A 22,616-nucleotide genomic window follows, 5' to 3' on the forward strand; every position below is an offset into this window, starting at 1 on the left:
TTTTTTTTTTTTTTTTTTTTTTTTTTTTTTTTTTTTTTTTTTTTTTTTTTTTTCCTTTTACATTTGGCGCGCTGTTAAGCGTCAAAACCAGCCGACGCGCCTCAGATCATCAGAGTACTTCACTCGCATGATCAGCCAAACGCGATCGTTCGCCACGCGCTAATGTTACGTGTCCGCTGTGTGACCAGCCTTTGAAACGATCGACAACGTAGGTCAGGCCACTGGAACCTTCGGTCAGATATGGCGTATCAATCTGCGCGATATTGCCAAGGCAAATGATTTTTGTACCCGGACCTGCGCGTGTTACCAAGGTCTTGACTTGCTTAGGCGTCAAGTTTTGGGCTTCATCAATGATCAAAAACTTGTTAACAAAAGTGCGACCGCGCATGAAATTGAGTGATTTGATCTTGATTTTCGAGCGAATCAAATCCTGCGTCGCGGCACGCCCCCATTCACCCGCATCCGAGTCAGATTTATTGAGTACTTCGAGATTGTCGTCGAAAGCCCCCATCCACGGCCCCATCTTTTCTTCTTCGGTACCCGGCAGAAAACCAATGTCTTCACCGACTGGCACGGTGACACGGGTAACGATGATTTCGTTATACGTTTTAGTTTCCAGTACCTGCGCCAGTCCAGCGGCTAAGGCCAGCAACGTCTTGCCGGTACCAGCCTGACCTAACAATGTGACGAAATCACACTCAGGATTCATGAGCAAATTCAACGCAAAGTTTTGCTCACGGTTCCGGGCTGTTACGCCCCATACACTATTTTTGTTATGGGCATAGTCACGTAGGGTTTGCAGTACCGCCGTTTTCCCATTGATTTGCGTAATCTGGCCGTACAACGCAGGCTCGCCGTTTTTTGGCTCAATGAAAACGAACTGATTGACCAGAAGCGAGGGAACTAAAGGGCCAGTCAGACGATAAAAAGTGTAGCCTGTACCGAGTTTGTTTTCTTGCCAGGATTCAATGCCTTTGCCGTGCTTAACCCAAAAGTCATCTGGTAATTGCTGGATGCCGGAATACAGCAGATCGGTATCTTCCAATACGTGATCATTGAAGTAATCCTCTGCTGGCAAACCCATAGCGCGGGCTTTGATACGCATATTGATGTCTTTGGACACCAATACCACCGGACGGCCTGGCGAGTCCGTTTCCAGCGCACGAACGACACCAAGAATCTGATTATCGGCCTTGCCGACGGGCAAGCCTTCCGGCAGGACACCATTTTGCAGTTTAGTCTGGAAGAACAGCCGACCTTTAGCATCTTTGTTGCCCAGTTTAGACAAAAGAATGCCGTGATCAATCTGATCGTCACCCACATCACCCAATAATGCATCGAGCGAACGTGACACCTGACGAGCATTACGCGCAACTTCCGTCATGCCTTTTTTATGGTTATCGAGCTCTTCCAACGTCACCATCGGCAGGTAAATGTCGTGCTCTTCAAAGCGGAACAACGAGCTTGGGTCGTGCATCAATACGTTGGTATCGAGTACGAATAGTTTGGTCACGCCGGATTTGTCAGCGGCACGGCTGGTGCTCGATTTTGGGCGATCTACTGGTTTAGCGGTTTTATCGATGACGGAGCGTGGGTTGTCGTTCGGCGCTTTATCCGTCTTGCGGCTCTCAACGATGCGCTCTTCTACAGGTTTATGACGCGCTTGCGGCGCAGTTTTCTGTTTTGGCGTAGTCAAAGCAGGGGCAGAACGGGGCGCAGTGCGCGTAACTGGTTCAACAATGGCGATACGGGGTTTGACGATTTTGCCTGCTTCCGCTTTTGGATAGTCCTGAACGGAGAGTAGGGCAGCGGGTTTGGTCGGTAGTTTTGGTAGGGGCATAAAAAACCTCGCTCTAGGGATGAAAAAAGTGTGCTTTCAGTCGCGATTGCGTATTTCTAAATGAAACAAGTAAAGCACGAATCTGACCAAGCCAGGCAACAAACATAAAAACAACAAAAGAGGTATAAAAATGATCAATCGATATTCTGAGATCGTTAAGCTGAAAAGCAAAAAAGCCGTTTGAGAAGGTCAAAGACCTTATGCTCAAACGGCTTTCCAGAAATTAATTTTTTAGATTTCAATGACTTAGAACTCAATTAACAGTCTTCACAAAATCCAATATATCCGCAACGTGCCCAGGCACCTTTACACCACGCCATTCTTTCACCAATGTACCGGCAGCGTCAATCATAAACGTGCTGCGCTCGATACCGCGAACTTGTTTGCCGTACATGTTTTTAAGTTTCATGACATTAAACATGGCGCACAGAGTCTCATCTGGATCTGAAATCAACTCGAACGGCATCCCAAGCTTAGCCTTGAAGTTTTCATGCGAACGCATACTGTCGCGGCTGATTCCGAAAATAAACGTATTACTCTCCTGAAACTCAGAATAGAGATCGCGAAACTGGATCGCTTCAGTGGTGCAGCCGGGGGTATTGTCTTTGGGATAAAAATAGAGCACCAGATTTTTGCCGCGAAAATCGGACAATGTAAAAGTCTGATCGCCAGTCATGGCAGCAGAAAAGTCGGGCACAGTCATGTTAATAATCGATGCTTGATCTGTCACTTTAATGTTCCTGTTCGCTAAATGAAATAGATAAAAAATGACCAGATCAGAGAGCTTGCTTTAACCCTTCGCTGACTTGCATGATCATGTCGCCGGAGCGCCCCGGCAATTCCGCCCACGCTAACGGCAATGTCGGCAAAACCCGATCTTTGATGTGCTGATAATAATCTTCCATCGAAACAAGATCGTAACCTTGCGCACGCCAGCCTTGTAACAATTGTTCAAATATTGGGGCGAGTTTTTGACCTTCAAGCTCTGCATGCAAGGTAAATACGTGATCCCTTGGTGTAGCCGTCAAGGCCAAAATATGCGCGGCAATATTGGACATATTGAGCTCGACACCATTAAAAGTGCGTCCAAGTAATTCGTCCAGGGTCGGCAGCGTTGTTGGTAACTGAATGCAGGGCAATGTTTTGCCATGCACAGTTAAACGATGGGGACCAGCGGTCTGATCGACCAAAGCACCAGAATCGTTGAGCATCGCGCGGCCATCGGACGAATAGGCCATCTTGAATGTCTCAAGTTGTTCGAATGCATGCGGGTTCATTTGCCAGCCAGCTGCGCCATGCGTTTTAGGCGTGACACCGAAGATGCTGGTGAATCGGTCGAATGAACGTTGCATAGTCGCCTGCGTCCACGCCGCATCGCGCTGTCTTACATGGTCTTGCCAGACCCGATGATCCCAGGTGTGAATGCCGCACTCAAAGCCTGCGACCTGAACTGCTTGCATATAGCTGGCGCAGGTTTTCCCGATATCCGGAGCCGGCAGCAGAACGCCGTACATCAATGTTTTCAATCCGTAGTGCTCAACGACCGATGTACGCGACACTTTTTTGAAGAATCCGGGACGGAAAACCTGTTTCAATGCCCAGCCGGTGTGGTCAGGTCCAAGTGAGAACAGAAACGTCGCACGAGCCTGATATTTGGTCAGGATGCGCACCAGATTGGGTACGCCTTCGCGCGTGCCGCGATAGGTGTCAGCGTCGATTTTTAGGGTGAGTAGAGGCAAGGTCGGTTGCTACCTGAAAGTGAGTGTTATCGCCGAGTACGGGGAGGGATCATGCTATAGAGCTGTAGGGCTATATAACTATAGAACGACGATAAAAAAGGCGGAATTAACTCCGCCTTTTACGTTATGTATCCCTAATTCATTCGTCCATCAATGCACGTGCCTGCGCTACCTGCCCACGATACGCATCGAAAATATTGCGTAATGTGTCGGCCATATTGGTAGTCGGTTGCCAATTCAACTCATCGCAAGTATTGGTAATTTTTGGTACGCGATTTTGCACGTCCTGATAGCCCTTGCCGTAGTACGCAGCCGAAGTTGTTTCAAGAATATTGACGTCCTTTGCCGAAGTCGCGTATTCAGGATATTCCGCTGCCAGTTTGAGCATCATGTCAGCCAAATCTCGGATCGAGAAATTGTTGACCGGGTTGCCAATGTTGTAGATCTTGCCGCTGGCAATACCGTCTTTGTTGGCGATAATCTTGATGAGCGCATCGATACCGTCATCGATATAAGTGAAAGCACGTTTTTGCTGACCGCCATCGACCAATGAAATGTTTTCGCCCCGCACAATGTGTCCGAAGAATTGGGTCACGACGCGTGAACTGCCTTCTTTCGGAGTATGGATCGAATCGAGACCAGCACCAATCCAGTTGAATGGACGAAATAGCGTGAAGTTAAGGCCTTCTTCCATGCCATAACCCCAGATTACGCGATCCATCAATTGCTTGGCACAGGAATAAATCCAGCGTGGCTTGTTAATCGGACCGCAAATCAGTTCGGATTCTTCAGGATCAAACTCATCATCGTGGCACATGCCATAGACTTCTGAGGTCGAAGGGAAGACCAGATGTTTGCCATATTTTGCGGCAGAGCGAACGATGGGCAGATTGGCTTCGAAATCAAGTTCAAAGACGCGCAACGGTTTTTTTACATAAGTCGATGGCGTGGCGATGGCAACCAAGGGCAGGATGACGTCACATTTTTTGACGTGGTATTCAACCCACTCTTTATTGATTGTGATATCGCCTTCAAAGAAGTGCATGCGCGATTTGTAATCTTCGTTATCCAGCAGGTCCTGAATGCGGTCTGTCATCATGTCCATACCGTAGACGTGCCAGTCGGTAGTGTCGAGGATGCGCTTGGAAAGGTGATGGCCGATGAAGCCGTTGACGCCGAGAATAAGGACTTTTTTCATAATGAGATCGCGTGTAGGTTGTCGTTCTGGATTGATATTTGGTGCGGATCGAAATCTCAAGCACCCGTAATTTTTCAATTATCTGGTTATCTTAAAAAGACAATGACACTATTGGTATATTTGTTTGTGTTTATCAAAGCATTGCCTTGAGCATCTCTGCGGACACTATTTTCCCATCCGCCGACAAGCGCTTGATGGACAGCGCATGACCGTCGCCACACACGCCAAAAATAGAATTATCCACTACTGCCAAGCCGATAGGCAATTGTGGCATACAGATATCGGATAACCGTGCATTTTCCACCACTAAAGTAACGTTGTCTATGATCGTCCATGCGCCGGGGTAGGGTGGGGCTACTGCACGATACAGGTTGTAGACTGCCTGTGCGCTTTGGTGCCAGTCGATCTTGCCATCTTCAGGCTTGCGACCGCCAAAATAGCTGCCCTGTGCCAGATCGTTTGGAAATCTAGGTGTTTTGCCAGCCAGCATTGCCGGTAGCGCACGCCACAGTGTTTGCTCTGCGGCAACGACGACTTTACTGAATACTTCGTGCGCCGTATCGTCGGGCAAAATCGGAACGGATGTTTGGGCAACGATAGCGCCAGCATCGGGCTTGATGGTCATTTCGTGCAGTGTCGCACCGGTTTCAGTTTCGCCATGCAGAACCGCCCAGTTGATCGGGACGCGACCACGGTATTTTGGCAACAACGAGCCATGCATGTTGAAGGCACCATGTTTTGCCAACGCCAGCACATTACCGGGCAGCATATTTCGATAATAAAAACTGAAAATAAAGTCGGGCTGTAAAGCCGTTATTGTCGCCAGCATTTCAGGACTGGCCTGGTCAACTGAGGTAACGACTGGAATGCCGTGTTCACGACATAAAGCGGCAACTGAGTCGAACCAGATCGTTTCCTGCGGATTATCTTCATGGCTGACCACCAATGCAACATCGACTCCGCGTGCCAGTAATACCTTCAGACAGCGCACGCCAACGTTGTGATACGCAAAGACCACCGCCTTCATGAAGCGTCCTTGTCTTCAGCAAATGATTGTTCGAGTACCGCTTGCACCACATAACGGGGCCGCGCGCGCACTTGCTGATAAATTCTGCCGACGTATTCGCCAACCAAGCCGATACCGAACAAGATCACGCCCATCAGGAAAAAATTAATCGCAAACAGGGTAAATAGACCTTGAACTTCAGCCCCAAATAAAAAGCGTCGCACCAGCAGCAAAATGAATAATGCTGCAGAACCAAAAGCCAGTACGATCCCGGCCAGCGAGAAGAGCTGCAACGGGACTAACGAAAACCCGGTCACCAGATCAAAGTTCAGTCGGATCAGGCTGTAGAGCGAGTATTTCGATTCACCCGCCGAACGTTCTTCATGCTCAACGATGATTTCAGTCTGCTTGCGCGCAAAAGTATAGGCCAACGCGGGGACGTAAGTATTGACCTCTTTGCATTGATTAATCAGATCAACCACATTGCGGCCATAGGCGCGCAGCATATTGCCCTGATCGGTCATTTTGATATGGGTAATTTTTTCACGGAAGCGGTTCATTATCTTGGAGGCGATGGTGCGCCACGCTGAATCCTGGCGTTCGCGACGGATCGAGCCAACATAGTCATAGCCCTCGCGTATTTTGGCGACCAGATTGCCGATTTCTTCCGGTGGGTTTTGCAGGTCGGCGTCCAGGGTCACGATGATGTTGCCGCGACTGTTTTCAAAGCCGGACAAAATCGCCATGTGCTGACCAAAGTTGCCATTAAACAATACTACGCGGGTGACATCCGGGCGAAGGCGAAACTGATCTGCTAACACAGCCGCTGAGTTATCGCGACTGCCATCGTTGACGAAGATGATTTCGTAAGAAGTGCCGAGTGCATCGAGCGCCGGATAGAGGCGCGCAAATAGTTGGGCGAGACCGGATTCTTCGTTATAAACCGGGATGACGACGGTGAGTTCTGGTTTCATGAATCTCTTGCAAATTTATTTAAGGACGGATTTTACCGCGTCCACGGCACGTTCAACATCGCCAATTGTCATCGCATTGAACATCGGAAGCGTCACAATCAACCGACCAATCCGCTCCGACACCGGAAACATGCCTTCTTTAAAACCACGCGCACGGTACATGGAAAACAAATGTATCGGCGCATAGTGGTACCCAACACCGACGCCAAGCGCCTGCATTTGCTCCATGAATGTCGCACGCGCAGGCTTGCCGTCAGTGCGTTCTGGCAGGATTAACTGGAACAGATGCCAGTTACTATTCTCAAAATCTGCGACCGGCAATTCAGCACCATATTTTGCGGTGAAATCGTTACCGAAACAGGCAAAGTAATGCTGCGCCAATGCGCGTCGATGCGCAGTAATAGTGTCGATATGCGCGAACTGACCAAGTCCGATTGCCGCGGCGATATCGGTCATATTGAACTTGCCGCCAAGGACGTCAACATCGATGCCATCAAAGCCCGTTCGACTGACGCCTTGCAGACGATACTTTTCAGCCAACAGGGCTTCTTCAGCGTTATTCAAGACAAGACAACCGCCTTCAGCAGAGGTGATATTTTTGTTGGCCTGAAAGCTGAAGGAAACAAAATCCCCAAACGCGCCGATGTGCTGACCTTTCCAAGAGGAACCGAGCGCTTGCGCTGCATCTTCTACGACACGCAAATTATGCTTTTTAGCAATGGCATACAGGCGATCCATGTCCACCGGCAAACCGGCCAGATAAACTGGAATAATCGCTTTGGTACGCGGTGTAATGGCGGCTTCGAGCTTATCGAGATCGATATTGTGCGTAAGCGGATCGATATCGGCAAATACCGGCGTGGCCCCGGTTTCAATAATGACGTTGGCAGTAGCAACCCAGGAAATGGGCGTGGTGATGACTTCATCACCCGGGCCGATGCCAGCAATACGCAAGGCAATTTCCATCGTGCACGTACCGGAATTAAACGTGCGCACGGGACGACCGCCAAAATAGGTAGATAACTGGCTTTCAAAAGCCTGCACTTTAGGGCCGCTGGTGATCCAGCCGGAGCGCAGTACATCGCCGACGGCGGCGATGGTGTCTTCATCGATAGTCGGCTTGGAAAACGGAAGAAATGGTTGTTGGCTCATAAAAAATATCACCGAAATGTATAAATTGTCAGAAAAGTTCAGCTACGGGTGAGCAACACCACGCCAACGATAATCACGCCAATTGCCATGATGCGTTGCGCCGAAATAGCTTCACCCAAAAAGTACCAGGCCCCGATCGCGCTGACGATGTAACCCAGCGACAGCAAGGGATAGGCAATCGTCACATCCACACGCGAGAGGCCAATGATCCAGACCCCGACTGAAATGACATAGCAGGTCAGACCGCCAAGAATAGGCCATTGCGTGATCAATTTAATGCCGATGGCGAACCAGTTCTCACTAGTCAAATGGATCGCCCCGACCGCATTGGTGCCCGCTTTGAGTAGCAATTGCGCCAATGCGTTAAGAAAAACACCGGTCAGGATAAAGCCGAAGGTGGTGAGAGTCACAGGCTTGCTTCCTATTTGACTAACGCTGAAGGTGCAGCGTCAGATGTGGATGAGGCGGGTTTTGGCGCATCCTCTGGCGTCTGCATTGCTCCGGTAGATTTTTCTCCCGGCTTAAGCATAGCGTTGGTCACCACCACGCGGCGCGGATCTTGCGCGATAACCCGCATCGGCAAGCCACGCTTTTGCAGATCAACATAATTTTCCGGACGCATAATCGCCACATCTTTCTTATCGGCAGCATGATCGGCGGTCCATTTCACGGCAAACGCATCAATCGTCGGAATCCACAATTGTGGTTCCTGCTTCAGGCCGAACTCGAGTTCGTCCATATGCTGCACCATAATCATGGTGCGACGCAGGTAGAACGGCAGTGCCTGTTCATACTTACCTACGACGTAAAGCGGCGTCTCAGGCGTCAACTCAGCCTGGATCGCTGGCACCATATCAATACCGGCAGAGTAACGACCTTGCGGATCGTGTCCGTACATCAGCACTTGTCCACCAATAAAGCCACTGGCAGCCAGTGCCACAATCGCCCATTCTTTTTGGCGGCGCGACAGCAACATGGCGGCGATAGCACCAATACAAGCGATCACGGAAGCAGCAAAGACCCACGGGACGTGCGCTGTCATCAAAGGTAGCGAGTAAGCGTCTTTCGCCAGCGAAGGAATTTTCCACGCCAGTGCAACACCGATCGCGCCCGGAATGAGCAACAGCGCCGCCGAGGCATTGATGGCTTTGTTGGATGCTTTATCCAGATGACAAGCGATGAGCAACGCTAGCGACGGGAAAATAGGCAAGATATATGACGGCAGTTTTGAGTCGGAAATACTAAAAAAGACGAAAATAAACACGGTCCAGATCAGCAGCATTTTTTTCGGCTGAAAACCAGCTGATGCGTTGCGCTCATGCGCGCCATTCCACAAACTCTGAAACAAAACACCTAGCCAAGGAATGATGCCGAGCAACAAAATTGGTATGAAATAGTAAGGTGGGCCATACCGGCTATGGATCTTGCTGGTGAAGCGCTGAAAGTGTTCGTGAATGAAAAAGAACTGCGGGAATTCCGGATTTTTCAAAGTAATCAGCACAAACCAAGGCGTCGTAATGACAAAGAACAACACTAATCCCTTGATCAAATGCAGACGCTTCCAGATAGACCAGTCGCGGGAAAAGAGGGTGTAAAGCACTAACACCGCGCCAGGCAGAACGATACCGATCAGTCCTTTAGACAAGACAGCTAACGCCATACCAGCCCAGCAGACCAGCATCCAGTTACGTTGCTCAGTTGCATTTGCTTCGCTGCGTTGCGCCAGCAGCAAGCCCGCCAGCGACAGTGTCATCATCCCGGCCAGACCAGTATCGAGTGTATTGATGTGGCTAAGGCCAGCCCAAAGAAAACTCGATCCCAAGACCAATGCGGCAAAAAAACCGACGCGTGCGGAAAATACTTTACGGCCGGTAAATGCAACTAGCACTACGCCCAGCAAGCCACATAAACCCGTCCACAACCGCGCTTGCCATTCACCCAGACCAAATAACTCGAAGGTCAACGCATTCATCCAGGTTTGCAACGGCGGTTTCTCGAAATATTTGATGCCATTTAACCGCAGCGTGATCCAGTCGCCCGTTGCGACCATCTCACGCGCCATTTCGGCGTAACGTCCTTCGTCGGTAGGGACTAAGGTGCGTGCGCCCAGCATGTAGAACCAAATAATACAAAACAGGAGAAACAGGACCCATACAAAGGTCTTAGATTTATGCAATTCACGCATCTTGAGCGATTTCCTTAGGTGGGGAGGTCGGGTCCGTAGTGTCAAAAATCAATGCCAGCGCAACCTTGCGGCCCTCTGCCATCAAAATATTGTAAGTACGGCAGGCTGCTTGATTGTCCATGCACTCAACACCGATACGCCGTGCGGTCAGTATCGTTGTTAATTTTGGATGAACAAAACGCTGGCGTTTACCGGTGCCCAGTATGACGACGTCAGGAACTGTGCTGGCGATATGGGCAAAGTGCTCCGGGTCTAGTCGCTCAAAACTGCGAACAGGCCATGCGACCGGTGGAGACTCTGGCAAGACCAGCAGGCTGTAATTAAAACGGAGCGCATTGATGTCCACGCCATCGTCGTCATAAGCGGTCACGGTTTGGTATTGTTGTGTCGAGGTGTGGTGCAGCTTCATAGACTGATTCTCCGCGTGATGGGCTGTGCGCAAAACGTGCTAAAACGTGCAAATACAGCGTTGGCAGCCGCCAATTCCCGTAAAAAGGAAAATAAAGTGCTGCATTGTAGCGTTTTCCGTCGGTGCCGAAGCGCTATTACCTGATAATTTGATTGATAAAGCTGCACGCTTTCGGCAAAATGGCTGGCTTTCTTAGTCCCATGCACGGATGTTAATTTGACATCAAACAACAAGGATTACCCAGTGCGACCAATTCAAAAATCAAAAAAACTGGACGATGTCTGTTACGACATCCGTGGACCTGTGCTGGAAAAAGCCCGGCAAATGGAAGAAGAGGGCCATAAGATCATCAAACTGAACATCGGTAATCTGGCCGTGTTTGGTTTCGAGCCGCCGGATGAAATCGTGCAAGATATGATCCGCAACATGGGCAACGCCGCCGGTTACACGGACTCCAAAGGCATGTTTGCGCCACGCAAGTCGGTAATGCACTACACCCAGCAAAAGAATATTCAGGGCGTCACCATCGATGATATTTATCTCGGTAACGGTGCCTCAGAACTGATAGTAATGAGCATGAATGCCTTGCTCAATACCGGTGACGAAGTCCTGGTGCCAGCCCCTGATTATCCTTTGTGGACTGCGGCAGTCAGCCTCTCAGGTGGCACGCCGCGTCACTATATTTGCGATGAACAGGCCGATTGGTTTCCTGATATCGCCGACATCAAAAGCAAAATCAACGCCAACACGCGTGCGATTGTCGTGATTAATCCGAACAATCCGACCGGTGCCTTATATCCCGATAGCTTGTTACAAGAGATCGTCAACCTGGCCCGTGAACATCAGTTGATTATCTTTGCCGATGAAATTTACGACAAAGTGTTGTACGACGGTCAAATCCATACGTCGATCGCCTCGCTGGCGGACGATGTGCTATTTATCACCTTCAACGGCCTGTCGAAAAACTACCGTTCGTGTGGCTATCGGGCGGGATGGATGGTCGTATCCGGCGAGAAACGACACGCAAAAAGTTATATCGAGGGCCTCAACATGTTGGCATCGATGCGTTTATGTGCCAACGCGCCGGGCCAGTATGCGATTCAAACAGCGCTCGGTGGCTATCAAAGTATCAAGGATTTGGTCGCACCCAATGGTCGTTTAACCCGCCAGCGTGATCTAGCCTACAAATTGTTGACCGATATCCCCGGCGTCACATGCGTTAAGCCAAAAGCCGCCCTGTATATGTTTCCACGGCTTGATCCGCATATTTATCCGATTGCCGATGATCAGGATTTCGCCTATCAGCTATTGGCCGAAGAGCGGGTCTTAATTGTGCAGGGAACCGGTTTCAATTGCCCCACGCAAGACCATTTCCGCGTCGTGTTTTTGCCTAACACAGATGATCTGGAAGTATCCGTCGGTCGGATTGCCCACTTTCTTGAGGGATATCGCAAGCGGCACGGGACGCTTTAAAAGTTTCACTTCAATATTTTATTGATAAGTTTATATGGTCACTTTCGTTAATAGTTGAGCATCAGCTCACAGTGTCGAGATAGTGTGAAGCCTATTTCGACAGCAGTATTTTTTTACAGATAGCAGAAATCATGAAATCCATCAAAGTAGGTTTGCTTGGCATCGGTACGGTTGGTGCCGGTACGTACGACGTTTTGAAGCGCAATCAGCAGGAGATCGCGGCCCGTGCCGGACGTGGCATTGAAATTACGATGGTCGCCGACTTGAATATCGAACGCGCCAAACAATTGACCCGCGGCGAAGTTGAAGTCGTCAACGACGCTAACCTGGTCGTCAATCACCCAGACATCGATATTGTTATTGAGCTCATCGGCGGCTACGGCTTAGCCAAGGATCTGGTTTTGAAGGCCATTGCCAATGGCAAGCACGTGGTCACCGCCAACAAAGCGCTCATCGCCACGCACGGCAACGAGATATTCAAAGCCGCCCAGGAAAAAGGCGTCATCGTCGCTTTCGAGGCCGCTGTCGCTGGTGGCATTCCGATCATCAAAGCGCTGCGCGAAGGCCTCACGGCCAATCGAATTGAATGGATCGCCGGCATCATCAACGGTACCACCAACTTCATTCTGTCGGAAATGCGTGATAAAGGATTGGACTTTGAAGTTGTGCTCAAAGAAGCGCAACGTCTGGGTTACGCCGAAGCCGATCCGACTTTCGATATTGAAGGCGTTGACGCCGCGCACAAGTTGACCATCATGGCCGCGATCGCTTTCGGTATTCCGGTGCAGTTTGCCAAGGCGCATGTCGAAGGCATTACCAAGCTGCAAGCAACCGATATTCGCTACGCAGAACAACTCGGTTATCGCATCAAATTACTCGGTATCACCAAGCGTACCGAAGCAGGTATTGAGTTGCGCGTGCATCCAACGCTGGTCCCGGCAAGCCGCCTGATTGCTAACGTTGAAGGCGCGATGAATGCCGTGTTGGTACGCGGCGACGCAGTGGGCGAAACGTTGTATTACGGCAAGGGCGCTGGTGCCGAGCCAACAGCTTCAGCAGTGATAGCCGATCTGGTCGATATCACCCGCCTGGCGACGGCGGACCCTGAACATCGCGTCCCGCATCTGGCGTTCCAACCCGATGCAATGACCGATATCGAGATTTTGCCGATGGCTGAAATCACGACTAGCTACTATCTACGTATGCGCGTCACCGATCAACCGGGTGTGCTAGCCGCTGTGACGCATATTTTGGCCGACTCGTCGATTTCGATTAATGCGATGCTGCAAAAAGAACCGGCTGAAGGCGAAACCTGCACCGATATCATTATGCTCACGCATCAGACGCAAGAGAAAAATGTCGAAGCCGCCATCACAAAAATTGAAGCATTAGCCACGGTCGTTGGCAATGTGACGAAGATTCGACTCGAAGAGTTGAATTAAGGCGTATTTGGTACACAGTAAAAGGGCCGGCCATTTTGCTGGCCCTTTTTGCGAATTGGTTAACGCAACTCAGTGGAGTCGTATGCATAAATTACTAATAGGTTTGCTTGGTCTGTTGCCACTGACCGCTTTTGCACAAACGGATGATCCTTGCGTAACACAACGCAACACGATTGAGATTAATGAATGCGGTCAGAAACAGTTTGAGCAAGGCGACCGCCATCTTAATCAGTCTTATCAAGCACTACTCAAACGGCTTGCCCAAAAAAATGTGCCCGATAGCAACAATGTCGCAATCAAGCAATACTTAATCACTGCGCAACGCGCCTGGGTGACCTTCCGGGAAAATGATTGCAAGGCCGTTTATGCTTTCAACGAAGGCGGCTCGATACGCAACATTGCCTACCTGAGTTGCATGACGGAACATACTAAAGAACGGACGAAAAGCCTGGAAGCGTTTGGTGCAGGGGATGAATACCATTCCAAATAAATCAGCGGCATCGAATGTCGTCTGAAGCAACCAATAAAAAAGCAACTACGCATGAGCGAGTCGCTTTTTGATGTTTGAGTTGCGTCTCAGAACTATTCCAGATTCTGGACCTGCTCCCGCATCTGATCGATCAATAATTTCAGCTCCATAGATGCATCCGCAAGTTCCTTGATAGCCGCTTTGGAGCCAACCGTATTAGCTTCACGATTGAGTTCCTGCATCATGAAATCGAGGCGCTTGCCGACCTGACCGCCTTTTTTCAAGATATGACGCGTTTCCGTCAAATGTGCACCGAGCCGCGATAGCTCTTCAGCGATATCGATGCGGATTCCATACAACGTCACTTCCTGCCGAATGCGATCCATTGCTTCGTCACGCGACAAACTGCGATCCGTTGTCGCAGCATTATTGTTAGCATCCGGCTGCGCCAGACCTAGCGCCTCTTGCATGCGAGCAATAGCCTTCTGTTGGAATTGTGCGATGACCTGCGGCACCAACGGCGTAATGCGCTGGACTATCGTTTCCATGGCATCAATACGGGCAACAATCGTCGCCGACAAGGCCGCACCTTCACGGGCACGCGACTCGACAAAGGCGGCGAGGGTGGCCGTCATGGTGGTCTGCACATCCGCTTGCAGCGTGTCCTGACTGATCACGGCTTCTTCGATCACGCCCGGCCAGCGCAATAACTCGCCAACGGAAAGTGGCGGTGCCTCACCAAATTGCGTCTGCACCGTCGCTTGTAATTGCGCCAGTGATGCAAGTAAAGCGGTATTTAATGTCTGGTTGCTGTCGCTGGCGACTTTACGTCCAAAACTCAATCGGCATTCAACTTTGCCACGGCTAATTGCTCCCATGATCGCTTCACGCAAAGCCGGTTCGAGCGCGCGCAGATCGTCATTGATGCGAAATTGCAAATCCAGAAACCGCGAATTGACACTTTTCAGTTCAATGGTGATCGTACCAGCGGCGCTTTGATGGGTATTGACGGCATAGCCGGTCATGCTGCAAATAGTCAAAATACGTCCTTTGTTTGTTCTTTACAATTTGGCGATTTATCAAGACAATCTTAGAAAAAAACTACTCTGATAAGGCTTAGAAGTATGGCCACACAAAACAATGCTCCACTGCCTGACGGGTTGAAAATCGCGGGATATCGCATTGTAAAGAAGATTGCCTCGGGCGGGTTCAGTATTGTCTATCTGGCCCATGACGACGACGGCAACGCGGTGGCGATAAAAGAGTATCTGCCAAGTTCGCTGGCACTGCGCCAGTGGGGCGAATTAGCGCCTGCGATTCCACCAGAAAATCTACCTATTTTCAGAATCGGGCTGAAATGTTTCTTTGAGGAAGGGCGCGCACTGGCCCATATTTCTCATCCAAATGTGGTCCGTGTTCTGAATTTTTTTCGCGCCAACGATACCGTCTATATGGTGATGGCGTATGAATCCGGACGTTCATTGCAGGAGCATATTTTGCGGCGTCGTGACAAAGGCGACAAGCCGTTAATTTCAGAAAAATTCATCCGCAAAATGTTCCGGCTGGTAATGAACGGTTTGCGTGAAGTCCATACCCATAAATTGCTGCATCTGGACCTGAAACCGGCGAACATCTATTTGCGTGCAGACGGCACACCCATTTTGCTCGATTTCGGCGCTGCCCGACAAACGCTGCGCACTGATTTACCCAAGTTATATCCCATGTATACGCCCGGTTTTGCAGCGCCGGAATTATACGAAAAGAACGGCAATCTGGGACCGTGGACGGATATTTACAGCATCGGCGCTTCCATCTTTGCCTGCATGGTCGGCGCACCGCCTCAGCCGGTCGATCAGCGCAAGACCAGCGACAAAATGGAGAGCCATTTTCGCAATCTGGAAGGGTTATATTCCCCAGAATTGATTCAAGTAGTACGCTGGAGTTTGATGATCGATCCGTTGCAACGACCGCAAAGCGTGTTTGCGTTACAACGTGCGTTGATGGCGCCGATACATGAAGAAAAAGTACGGTTGTTGGATAGCATTTCACGCGCATTCCGCAAGCTACTCTTTACCCATGTAGCGTTCCGATTTCGTCGCAAAACGCCTGCTCCTGAGAATACGATTCAGGAAAATACACAATAATCATTGATCTAACCCCGTGAGCAAGTATGCGATTCTCAGTTTTTCAACAAAGTCATATCGGTGGGCGCAAAGTTAATCAAGACCGCATGGGCTATAGCTTTACGCGCGATGCTTTGCTACTCTTATTAACCGATGGCCTGGGCGGTCATTTACATGGCGAAATTGCAGCCAGCGTCGCCCTGCAAACCATCGGCTCGCTGTTTCAGCAAAATGCCCAGCCGTATATCAAAAAGCCGGAACTGTTTCTGGAAGACAGCTTTCTTGCCGCGCACATGGCCATTCATCGTTATCGTGAAACCCACAATTTATCGGAAACCCCGCGCACCACAGTGGTCGCTTGCCTGATTCAACACAACAGCGCATGGTGGGCGCACTGCGGGGATTCGCGACTTTACTGGATGCGTCAGGGCCAAATTCTGGCACGCACGCGCGATCATTCCCGCATCGAAACACTCATAGCACAAGGCCGTGCTGATCCCTCGGAGCGCACCACGCATCCTGAGCGCAATCAATTATTCAATTGCCTCGGTGCAGACAACCTCCCCATGGTCGAACTTTCGCGGCGCGCCAGCTTGCAAGCCGGGGATGTGATTTTGCTATGTTCGGATGGTTTATGGTCGATGCTGCCAGACCACGACCTGGCACAGCGTCTGCAAAATAATACGGTTGTACGTGCCGTGCCGGAGTTAATTAGCAGTGCCGTCGGTATCGCTGGCAAAAACAGCGATAATGTGACCGCTTTAGCGATGGCGTGGGAAAGCGACAGCAACATTGACGATCCGGCCAGTTCCATCGTTACGCACATCTTGCCAATTGGGTGCTTGACGACCACAATTCAGTCCTCACAAAATCTCGCCTCAGAAATCAACGCAATGACCGACATATTGACCGATGAGGATATAGAGAAAGCCATCAACGACATTCGCGGCGCGATAGAAAAATCGACGGCGGTGACCAACAATCTCTCAGCCACACCCCATTTCAAGGAATAACAATGTTGTCAGCTCCAAGTTTATTTACACGCCCTGGCGGCCGTTCCGCCGATGCTTTACGCCCAGTGCGCTTGACCCGTAACTACACCAAGCATGCCGAAGGCTCGGTACTCATTGAATTTGGCGACACCAAAGTCATTTGCACCGCCAGTTTGTCTGACAAAGTGCCCGGTTTCTTAAAAGGCAAAGGGCAGGGCTGGCTAACTGCCGAATACGGCATGCTGCCGCGTTCAACCAACACTCGCATGGACCGCGAAGCTGCGCGTGGCAAACAATCGGGCCGTACGCAAGAAATCCAACGTCTGATCGGTCGCTCCCTGCGCGCAGCCTTTGATCTGGAAGCATTCGGTGAGCGCACGCTACATCTCGATTGCGACGTCATCCAAGCCGATGGCGGTACGCGTACAGCAGCGATTACCGGCGCGATGGTCGCGGCCTATGATGCGTTTTCCACCTTGCTCGATAGCAAAGCAATTGCCGCAATGCCGTTGAAGCATTTTGTCGCCGCGATTTCCGTTGGCGTGTTTCAAGGCACACCGGTGTTGGATTTAGACTATGTTGAAGACTCGGGTTGCGACACGGACATGAATGTCGTCATGACCGATGCAGGACATTTTGTGGAAGTGCAGGGGACCGCAGAAGGTGTCGCGTTTGATCGCCCGACCCTCAACAGTTTGCTCGATCTGGCGCAAATCGGTATCGGCCAATTGATCGCGTTGCAACGTCAGGTTTTGGGCTTGCCAGCGTAAACAACAACTTCAGGCGGCGCTAAAGTGACGCCTTTTTTCCTTCTGTTTTGAGTTATCTATCTATGTTGCGTACTCTGGTTTTGGCATCGAACAACCCTGGTAAATTAAAAGAATTCGGTCAAATGCTCGCCCCTGTCGGTTTTGATGTGCACCCGCAAGGCGAATTCAATGTCCCTGAGGCCGATGAGCCGTATTTGACCTTCCTTGAAAACGCCTTGACCAAAGCGCGTCACGCCGCTCGCCTCACTGGAAAGCCCGCGCTAGCTGACGACTCCGGCGTCTGCGTCAACGCCTTGCAAGGCGCACCCGGCGTGTTATCCGCTCGCTACGCAGGTGAGCCCAAATCGGACGCCAATAACAATCGCAAGCTGGTGGCCGACGTTGCTAACCATGTAGATAAATCAGCCTATTATTACTGTGTATTGGTGTTCGTCCGGCATGCCGACGATCCTCAGCCGGTTATCGCAGACGGTAGCTGGCACGGCGAAATCATCGCCGAACCGCGTGGCGAAAGTGGCTTCGGTTACGACGCCCATTTTCTACTGCCAGCGTTAGGAAAAACTGCCGCAGAACTTACCTCTGCTGAAAAAAACGCCATCTCACATCGCGGGCAAGCGTTACGTGCCCTGGTTAAAAAATTCTCATGATTCCGATCAAACTGATCAGTAGCAAGCCCGACAATAAAGCCCGGGCAAATCAACCGGTTGAAACGCTGGATGGTGCAGCACAAGCTGCACTTGCGTATCTGAAGCCGGGGGCATTGAATCTGAGCGCGCTGCCCCCGTTGTCGCTCTACGTGCATTTCCCTTGGTGCGTCAAAAAATGTCCTTATTGCGATTTCAATTCGCATGAAGCGAAGGGCGGCTTTCCCGAGGAAGAATATCTCGACGCATTACGCGCCGATCTGGAAAACGCTTTACCGTTGATTTGGGGTCGCAAAGTCTACTCAATCTTCATCGGCGGCGGAACTCCCAGCCTGATGTCGGCCGCCGGACTGGATCGGTTAATGTCGGATATCCGCGCCTTGCTGCCGTTAGATGGTGCCGCTGAGATCACGATGGAAGCCAATCCCGGGACGTTCGAAGTCGAAAAATTCAAATCCTATCGGGCCAGTGGCATCAATCGTTTATCCATCGGCATTCAAAGTTTCAACGGCCGTCACCTGCAAGCTCTAGGACGCATCCACGACGATGGCGAAGCACGCCGCGCGGTAGAGATCGCGCAACATACATTCGATAACTTCAACCTTGATCTGATGTACGCGCTACCGGGCCAAACGCTGGAAGAGGCACGTCAAGATGCCGCCACAGCGATCAGCTTTGCGCCACCGCATTTATCGATGTATCACCTGACACTGGAACCGAACACCTGGTTCGCCAAATTTCCGCCCCAAGTCCCGGACGACGATGACAGCGCCGAAATGCAAGACATGATCGCCGCGCTGACCTCCGAGGCTGGCTACGGTCATTACGAAGTATCCGCCTACGCCCAACCGGGTCGGCAAGCGCGTCATAATTTGAATTACTGGCAATTCGGCGACTATCTGGGCATAGGCGCAGGCGCGCACTCCAAAATATCGTTCCCCCATCGCGTCATCCGGCAAATGCGCTACAAGCAACCCAAAGCCTATCTGGAACAAACCCGGCTCGGCAATGTGGTGCAGGAAGAAAACGAAATCGAACGCGGCGAACTTGGCTTTGAATTCATGCTCAACGCCTTGCGTCTGAATGGCGGCTTCGAAGTCAATCTATTTGCCGAACGCACAGGGATGTCCCTCAACATGATAGAAAAATCGTTGAACGACGCAGAAGCAAAAGGCTTGTTATACCGCGATCACAAATTGATCAAGCCCACCGCACTGGGCGAACGCTTTTTGAATGATTTACAACAAATGTTTTTACTGGATTGACGGGATTAACGACGCCAAACTGCCAAAAGCTAATAAATGCAGATAATTTTCATACAGGTATCGTCAATTTAGTTCGACTTATGTATAATTCGCCACTCTGGAAGTGTGGCCGAGTGGTTGAAGGCACTAGTCTTGAAAACTAGCGACGGTTTATCCCGTTCGTGAGTTCGAATCTCACCGCTTCCGCCAGTTTGAAACATAAAGCCCTGATTTTTCAGGGCTTTTTTGTTTTTGTACGGCCTATTTGTTACTTCCTTCAGGCTACATTCCAATAAATCATTTCCGCAACTCACTACAAGTTGATCCCTTATTGCGTTCGCCAGATGTCAAAAAACTAGCCCATTTATTTGGCTATGGTCATTTCTAGATTACCTCCATTCATCTGGCGAAGCGTAGCTTTCGGCCAATCGCGGCCATTCCGTTTAAGTAGCCTTGCACCGCAGAGTACTAACCTAACACCGAATGGACATAACATTATGAACATCACTATCGAAACGTTCGTTACCGCCCCCATCGCTGACACTTGGCGAGCCTTCAACAATCCCGACGACATCGTGCAATGGGACGCGTCTGATGAGTGGCACACCACCTGGGCATCGAACGACCTAAAGGTTGGCGGAAAACTATTGCTACGCATTGAATCCAATGACGGCGGTATGGGATTCGACTTCGCCGCCACCTACACGCAAATCGAGCTAAACCGACTAATTGAATTTCAGACGGACGAAGACCGCATGGTTCGCTTAGCGTTTATTGAAACTGATACTGGCGTCACTATTCGTCAGGCCTTCGACGCCGACTCAAAGCTTCCTGAAGATCAGCAACGCTCAGAATGGCAAACCGTCATTGATCGCTTCGCCCGATACGTCGAACGGCAATGCGGCACAGCGTAACAACTAAAGCCCAACAAAGATTAAACCGAGAAATGCTTTTCAGATATGGCAAGCATTAAATATATATTTCAAGACGTTGTAACCATACAAATCGGTATATCAAGTCGAATAGAAAGGCCTACTATACTGTATATAAATACAGTATATAAGACAGGCCATGAACATTCTCAGTAGCAACAAACCACGCATTCCTGCAGGCCTGGCACAATTCCCACTAACAGTGGCCCAAGTGCCTCCGGTCTGCTCCATCCCCTTGTTCCTCGATAAAGTCCCGGCCGGATTCCCATCGCCGGCCGCCGACTATATCGAAGACGGCCTCGATCTCAATGACTATCTGGTCAAACACAAAGCGGCCTCGTTCTACTTCACGGTCGAAGGCGATAGCATGATCGGCGCGGGTATTCTCAATGGTGACCGGGTTTTGGTCGATCGTTCCGTCGAACCCAAACACGGTCATATCGTCGTCGCCGTCATCAGCAATGAATTCACCTTGAAACGCCTCTATCGATGGCGCGGCGTAGTCGAGTTGCGTCCCGAAAACTCCACCTACAAAGTCATTCGGATAAGCGAAGACGACGATCTACACATCTGGGGCGTCGTCGCCGCTGTCGTGCGCAAGATTACCGTCTGATCATGAGCAGCCCCACTAACCAGTTGTTCGCGCTGGTTGATGTCAACAATTTCTATGTCAGTTGCGAACGGGTGTTTAATCCCCGCCTGGAAGGAAAGCCGGTCGTTGTTTTATCGAATAACGACGGCATGGCAGTGGCGCGCTCAAATGAGGTCAAGGCACTCGGCATCAAAATGGCGACGCCGTGGTTTCAGTTGCAAGACATGGCGCGCAAGCACGGCATCATTGCGCTGTCCTCCAACTACACGCTCTATGCCGATATGAGTAACCGCGTCATGACTATTCTGCGCGATTACAGTCCGGAGGTTGAGGTCTATTCCATCGATGAATCCTTTCTCAGCCTCAATGGTATGAGCGGGCTGTGGCCCAGCCTGACCGATATGGGGCAAGCGATCCGGCACCGAGTCAAACAGTGGACCGGGTTACCCGTCTGCGTCGGCGTCGGCAACACAAAAACGCTGGCTAAGATGGCTAACCACATCGCCAAAAAGCAGCCTCCTTACAACAGCGTGTGCGATCTCACCGGCATGCATAGCGATGAGATCGATGCACTGCTGAGTCATATCGACGTCGACGAAGTGTGGGGCGTTGGCAGAAAGATCAGCGATCGACTGCGCGTCATGCAGATCGATACTGCCCAAAAACTACGCACAGCGTCCCCAAAAGTACTGCGCGAACAATTCGGTGTGGTGATGGAGCGTACCTGCAACGAATTACGCGGCGTCTCTTGCCTGGCATTAGAAGAGATTTCGCCACCACGCAAACAGATAGTGTCCTCACGCTCCTTCGGTGCGACCGTTATGACTATTCGGGAGTTGGAGGAAGCAGTGTCGTTGTACATGGCCCGGGCGACCGAGAAGCTGCGCGGACAAAAATCGGTATGCGGAGCGCTTCACGTTTTTATTGAAACCGATCGCTTTCGATTCGATGAGCCGCAATACAACAACGGCATGACCGTGCCGCTAGCGGAGCCGTCGGATGATTTGCGGGTGCTGACGGGGTTGGCGCTGTATGGATTAAAGCGTGTATTTCGGGAGGGATTTCAGTACAAAAAGGCAGGGGTGGTGCTGATGGATTTGCGTTCCAGGGTGATTGGGCAGGGAAGTTTGTTCGACGGTGTATCTGACACAAAGTATTCGTCTGCTGTGATGGCGGCGTTGGATGGGCTGAATGTGCGGTATGGAAGAGATACCGTTCAACTGGGTTCTGCTAGTGGATTGGGGCGCTGGATTGCGCGGTTTGAGTATAGGACGGCTCGATATACTACTAATTGGGATGAATTGCCGAAATTAAATCAGCATAATCACCATAACTCAAGCAGAAGTTCATGCATAACTTTCATAAAAAAATGCCCTGCAGAAAGTACCGGCAAGATGTAGAATCATTCCCACAACAAACGCGAAGACCGCGC

The 22,616-nt window shown here is 50.5% G+C and carries 22 protein-coding genes and 1 tRNA gene; 12 read left to right on the forward strand and 11 right to left on the reverse strand.

Features of this window, described 5'->3' with window-relative positions:
• Positions 1-109 precede the first annotated feature (109 nt).
• The 10 genes from ACVBEF_RS12995 to ACVBEF_RS13040 form a co-directional block, all read right to left on the reverse strand.
• A complete protein-coding gene (locus ACVBEF_RS12995; RefSeq protein WP_447124369.1) occupies positions 110-1,840 on the reverse strand; it encodes a PhoH family protein in 1,731 nt (576 codons plus the stop codon).
• 253 nt (positions 1,841-2,093) lie between these two features.
• Complete coding sequence (locus ACVBEF_RS13000) at positions 2,094-2,570, reverse strand: peroxiredoxin (protein ID WP_447124370.1); 477 nt, start codon at positions 2,568-2,570, stop codon at positions 2,094-2,096.
• Positions 2,571-2,616: 46 nt separating this feature from the next.
• Positions 2,617-3,579 (reverse strand): polysaccharide deacetylase family protein, encoded by a 963-nt coding sequence (locus tag ACVBEF_RS13005; RefSeq protein ID WP_447124371.1) that lies wholly within the window; start codon positions 3,577-3,579, stop codon positions 2,617-2,619.
• Positions 3,580-3,718: 139 nt separating this feature from the next.
• The gene (locus ACVBEF_RS13010; RefSeq protein WP_447124372.1) at positions 3,719-4,777 is read right to left on the reverse strand and encodes a bifunctional UDP-4-keto-pentose/UDP-xylose synthase; all 1,059 of its coding nucleotides are present in this window, start codon (positions 4,775-4,777) and stop codon (positions 3,719-3,721) included.
• Between the two features lie 133 nt (positions 4,778-4,910).
• On the reverse strand, positions 4,911-5,804 hold the full coding sequence (locus ACVBEF_RS13015) for a formyltransferase (protein ID WP_447124373.1): 894 nt from the start codon (positions 5,802-5,804) through the stop codon (positions 4,911-4,913).
• Complete coding sequence (locus tag ACVBEF_RS13020) at positions 5,801-6,757, reverse strand: glycosyltransferase (protein ID WP_447124374.1); 957 nt, start codon at positions 6,755-6,757, stop codon at positions 5,801-5,803. The genes ACVBEF_RS13015 and ACVBEF_RS13020 overlap by 4 nt, the downstream gene beginning before the upstream one ends.
• Before the next feature lie 15 nt (positions 6,758-6,772).
• Positions 6,773-7,909, reverse strand: coding sequence for a DegT/DnrJ/EryC1/StrS family aminotransferase (locus ACVBEF_RS13025; RefSeq protein WP_447124375.1), 1,137 nt, complete (start codon positions 7,907-7,909; stop codon positions 6,773-6,775).
• 38 nt (positions 7,910-7,947) lie between these two features.
• Positions 7,948-8,319 (reverse strand): EamA family transporter, encoded by a 372-nt coding sequence (locus ACVBEF_RS13030; protein ID WP_447124376.1) that lies wholly within the window; start codon positions 8,317-8,319, stop codon positions 7,948-7,950.
• A gap of 11 nt (positions 8,320-8,330) precedes the next feature.
• Entirely contained in the window at positions 8,331-10,094 is a 1,764-nt protein-coding gene (locus ACVBEF_RS13035; protein WP_447124377.1) for a glycosyltransferase family 39 protein, read from the reverse strand.
• Positions 10,087-10,503, reverse strand: coding sequence for an Mth938-like domain-containing protein (locus ACVBEF_RS13040; RefSeq protein ID WP_447124378.1), 417 nt, complete (start codon positions 10,501-10,503; stop codon positions 10,087-10,089). The genes ACVBEF_RS13035 and ACVBEF_RS13040 overlap by 8 nt, the downstream gene beginning before the upstream one ends.
• A gap of 243 nt (positions 10,504-10,746) precedes the next feature.
• Here ACVBEF_RS13040 and ACVBEF_RS13045 point away from each other — a divergent pair, with 243 nt between their 5' ends.
• The 3 genes from ACVBEF_RS13045 (at position 10,747) to ACVBEF_RS13055 (ending at position 13,908) form a co-directional block, all read left to right on the forward strand.
• Positions 10,747-11,976 (forward strand): pyridoxal phosphate-dependent aminotransferase, encoded by a 1,230-nt coding sequence (locus ACVBEF_RS13045; protein ID WP_447124379.1) that lies wholly within the window; start codon positions 10,747-10,749, stop codon positions 11,974-11,976.
• A gap of 131 nt (positions 11,977-12,107) precedes the next feature.
• Entirely contained in the window at positions 12,108-13,418 is a 1,311-nt protein-coding gene (locus tag ACVBEF_RS13050) for a homoserine dehydrogenase (RefSeq protein ID WP_447124380.1), read from the forward strand.
• Between the two features lie 82 nt (positions 13,419-13,500).
• On the forward strand, positions 13,501-13,908 hold the full coding sequence (locus ACVBEF_RS13055) for a lysozyme inhibitor LprI family protein (protein ID WP_447124381.1): 408 nt from the start codon (positions 13,501-13,503) through the stop codon (positions 13,906-13,908).
• Between the two features lie 92 nt (positions 13,909-14,000).
• Here the strand turns inward: ACVBEF_RS13055 and ACVBEF_RS13060 are convergent, their stop codons facing one another.
• Positions 14,001-14,927: a YicC/YloC family endoribonuclease gene (locus ACVBEF_RS13060; protein WP_447124382.1), complete on the reverse strand. Its 927-nt coding sequence runs from the start codon at positions 14,925-14,927 to the stop codon at positions 14,001-14,003.
• A gap of 84 nt (positions 14,928-15,011) precedes the next feature.
• Between ACVBEF_RS13060 and ACVBEF_RS13065 the strand changes: the two genes are divergently transcribed.
• The 9 genes from ACVBEF_RS13065 to ACVBEF_RS13105 all read left to right on the forward strand — a co-directional run bounded on the left by ACVBEF_RS13065 (position 15,012) and on the right by ACVBEF_RS13105 (position 22,584).
• Positions 15,012-16,031 (forward strand): serine/threonine protein kinase, encoded by a 1,020-nt coding sequence (locus tag ACVBEF_RS13065; protein ID WP_447124383.1) that lies wholly within the window; start codon positions 15,012-15,014, stop codon positions 16,029-16,031.
• A 26-nt stretch (positions 16,032-16,057) separates the two neighbouring features.
• On the forward strand, positions 16,058-17,023 hold the full coding sequence (locus ACVBEF_RS13070) for a PP2C family protein-serine/threonine phosphatase (protein ID WP_447124384.1): 966 nt from the start codon (positions 16,058-16,060) through the stop codon (positions 17,021-17,023).
• Positions 17,024-17,025: 2 nt separating this feature from the next.
• The gene (rph, locus tag ACVBEF_RS13075; protein ID WP_447124385.1) at positions 17,026-17,772 is read left to right on the forward strand and encodes a ribonuclease PH; all 747 of its coding nucleotides are present in this window, start codon (positions 17,026-17,028) and stop codon (positions 17,770-17,772) included.
• 62 nt (positions 17,773-17,834) lie between these two features.
• The gene (rdgB, locus tag ACVBEF_RS13080; protein ID WP_447124386.1) at positions 17,835-18,419 is read left to right on the forward strand and encodes an RdgB/HAM1 family non-canonical purine NTP pyrophosphatase; all 585 of its coding nucleotides are present in this window, start codon (positions 17,835-17,837) and stop codon (positions 18,417-18,419) included.
• Entirely contained in the window at positions 18,416-19,681 is a 1,266-nt protein-coding gene (hemW, locus tag ACVBEF_RS13085; protein ID WP_447124387.1) for a radical SAM family heme chaperone HemW, read from the forward strand. The genes rdgB and hemW overlap by 4 nt, the downstream gene beginning before the upstream one ends.
• Positions 19,682-19,780: 99 nt before the next feature.
• Positions 19,781-19,870, forward strand: a tRNA-Ser gene (locus ACVBEF_RS13090).
• 287 nt (positions 19,871-20,157) lie between these two features.
• Positions 20,158-20,574 carry an SRPBCC domain-containing protein gene (locus ACVBEF_RS13095; RefSeq protein ID WP_447124388.1) on the forward strand — a complete coding sequence of 139 codons (417 nt, stop codon included), beginning with the start codon at positions 20,158-20,160 and terminating at the stop codon, positions 20,572-20,574.
• A 157-nt stretch (positions 20,575-20,731) separates the two neighbouring features.
• Positions 20,732-21,205: a LexA family protein gene (locus ACVBEF_RS13100; protein WP_447124389.1), complete on the forward strand. Its 474-nt coding sequence runs from the start codon at positions 20,732-20,734 to the stop codon at positions 21,203-21,205.
• Between the two features lie 2 nt (positions 21,206-21,207).
• The gene (locus ACVBEF_RS13105; RefSeq protein ID WP_447124390.1) at positions 21,208-22,584 is read left to right on the forward strand and encodes a Y-family DNA polymerase; all 1,377 of its coding nucleotides are present in this window, start codon (positions 21,208-21,210) and stop codon (positions 22,582-22,584) included.
• Positions 22,585-22,616 lie beyond the last annotated feature (32 nt).

This window comes from Glaciimonas sp. GG7, assembly GCF_052976905.1.

Excerpts from the sequence above, each read along its gene's own strand:
- ACVBEF_RS12995 (WP_447124369.1), bottom strand. The coding sequence starts at position 1,840 with ATGCCCCTACCAAAACTACCGACCAAACCCGCTGCCCTACTCTCCGTT.
- ACVBEF_RS13010 (WP_447124372.1), bottom strand. The coding sequence starts at position 4,777 with ATGAAAAAAGTCCTTATTCTCGGCGTCAACGGCTTCATCGGCCATCAC.
- ACVBEF_RS13015 (WP_447124373.1), bottom strand. The coding sequence starts at position 5,804 with ATGAAGGCGGTGGTCTTTGCGTATCACAACGTTGGCGTGCGCTGTCTG.
- ACVBEF_RS13020 (WP_447124374.1), bottom strand. The coding sequence starts at position 6,757 with ATGAAACCAGAACTCACCGTCGTCATCCCGGTTTATAACGAAGAATCC.
- ACVBEF_RS13025 (WP_447124375.1), bottom strand. The coding sequence starts at position 7,909 with ATGAGCCAACAACCATTTCTTCCGTTTTCCAAGCCGACTATCGATGAA.
- ACVBEF_RS13035 (WP_447124377.1), bottom strand. The coding sequence starts at position 10,094 with ATGCGTGAATTGCATAAATCTAAGACCTTTGTATGGGTCCTGTTTCTC.
- ACVBEF_RS13040 (WP_447124378.1), bottom strand. The coding sequence starts at position 10,503 with ATGAAGCTGCACCACACCTCGACACAACAATACCAAACCGTGACCGCT.
- ACVBEF_RS13050 (WP_447124380.1), top strand. The coding sequence starts at position 12,108 with ATGAAATCCATCAAAGTAGGTTTGCTTGGCATCGGTACGGTTGGTGCC.
- ACVBEF_RS13055 (WP_447124381.1), top strand. The coding sequence starts at position 13,501 with ATGCATAAATTACTAATAGGTTTGCTTGGTCTGTTGCCACTGACCGCT.
- ACVBEF_RS13065 (WP_447124383.1), top strand. The coding sequence starts at position 15,012 with ATGGCCACACAAAACAATGCTCCACTGCCTGACGGGTTGAAAATCGCG.
- ACVBEF_RS13070 (WP_447124384.1), top strand. The coding sequence starts at position 16,058 with ATGCGATTCTCAGTTTTTCAACAAAGTCATATCGGTGGGCGCAAAGTT.
- rph (WP_447124385.1), top strand. The coding sequence starts at position 17,026 with ATGTTGTCAGCTCCAAGTTTATTTACACGCCCTGGCGGCCGTTCCGCC.
- rdgB (WP_447124386.1), top strand. The coding sequence starts at position 17,835 with ATGTTGCGTACTCTGGTTTTGGCATCGAACAACCCTGGTAAATTAAAA.
- hemW (WP_447124387.1), top strand. The coding sequence starts at position 18,416 with ATGATTCCGATCAAACTGATCAGTAGCAAGCCCGACAATAAAGCCCGG.
- ACVBEF_RS13095 (WP_447124388.1), top strand. The coding sequence starts at position 20,158 with ATGAACATCACTATCGAAACGTTCGTTACCGCCCCCATCGCTGACACT.
- ACVBEF_RS13100 (WP_447124389.1), top strand. The coding sequence starts at position 20,732 with ATGAACATTCTCAGTAGCAACAAACCACGCATTCCTGCAGGCCTGGCA.
- ACVBEF_RS13105 (WP_447124390.1), top strand. The coding sequence starts at position 21,208 with ATGAGCAGCCCCACTAACCAGTTGTTCGCGCTGGTTGATGTCAACAAT.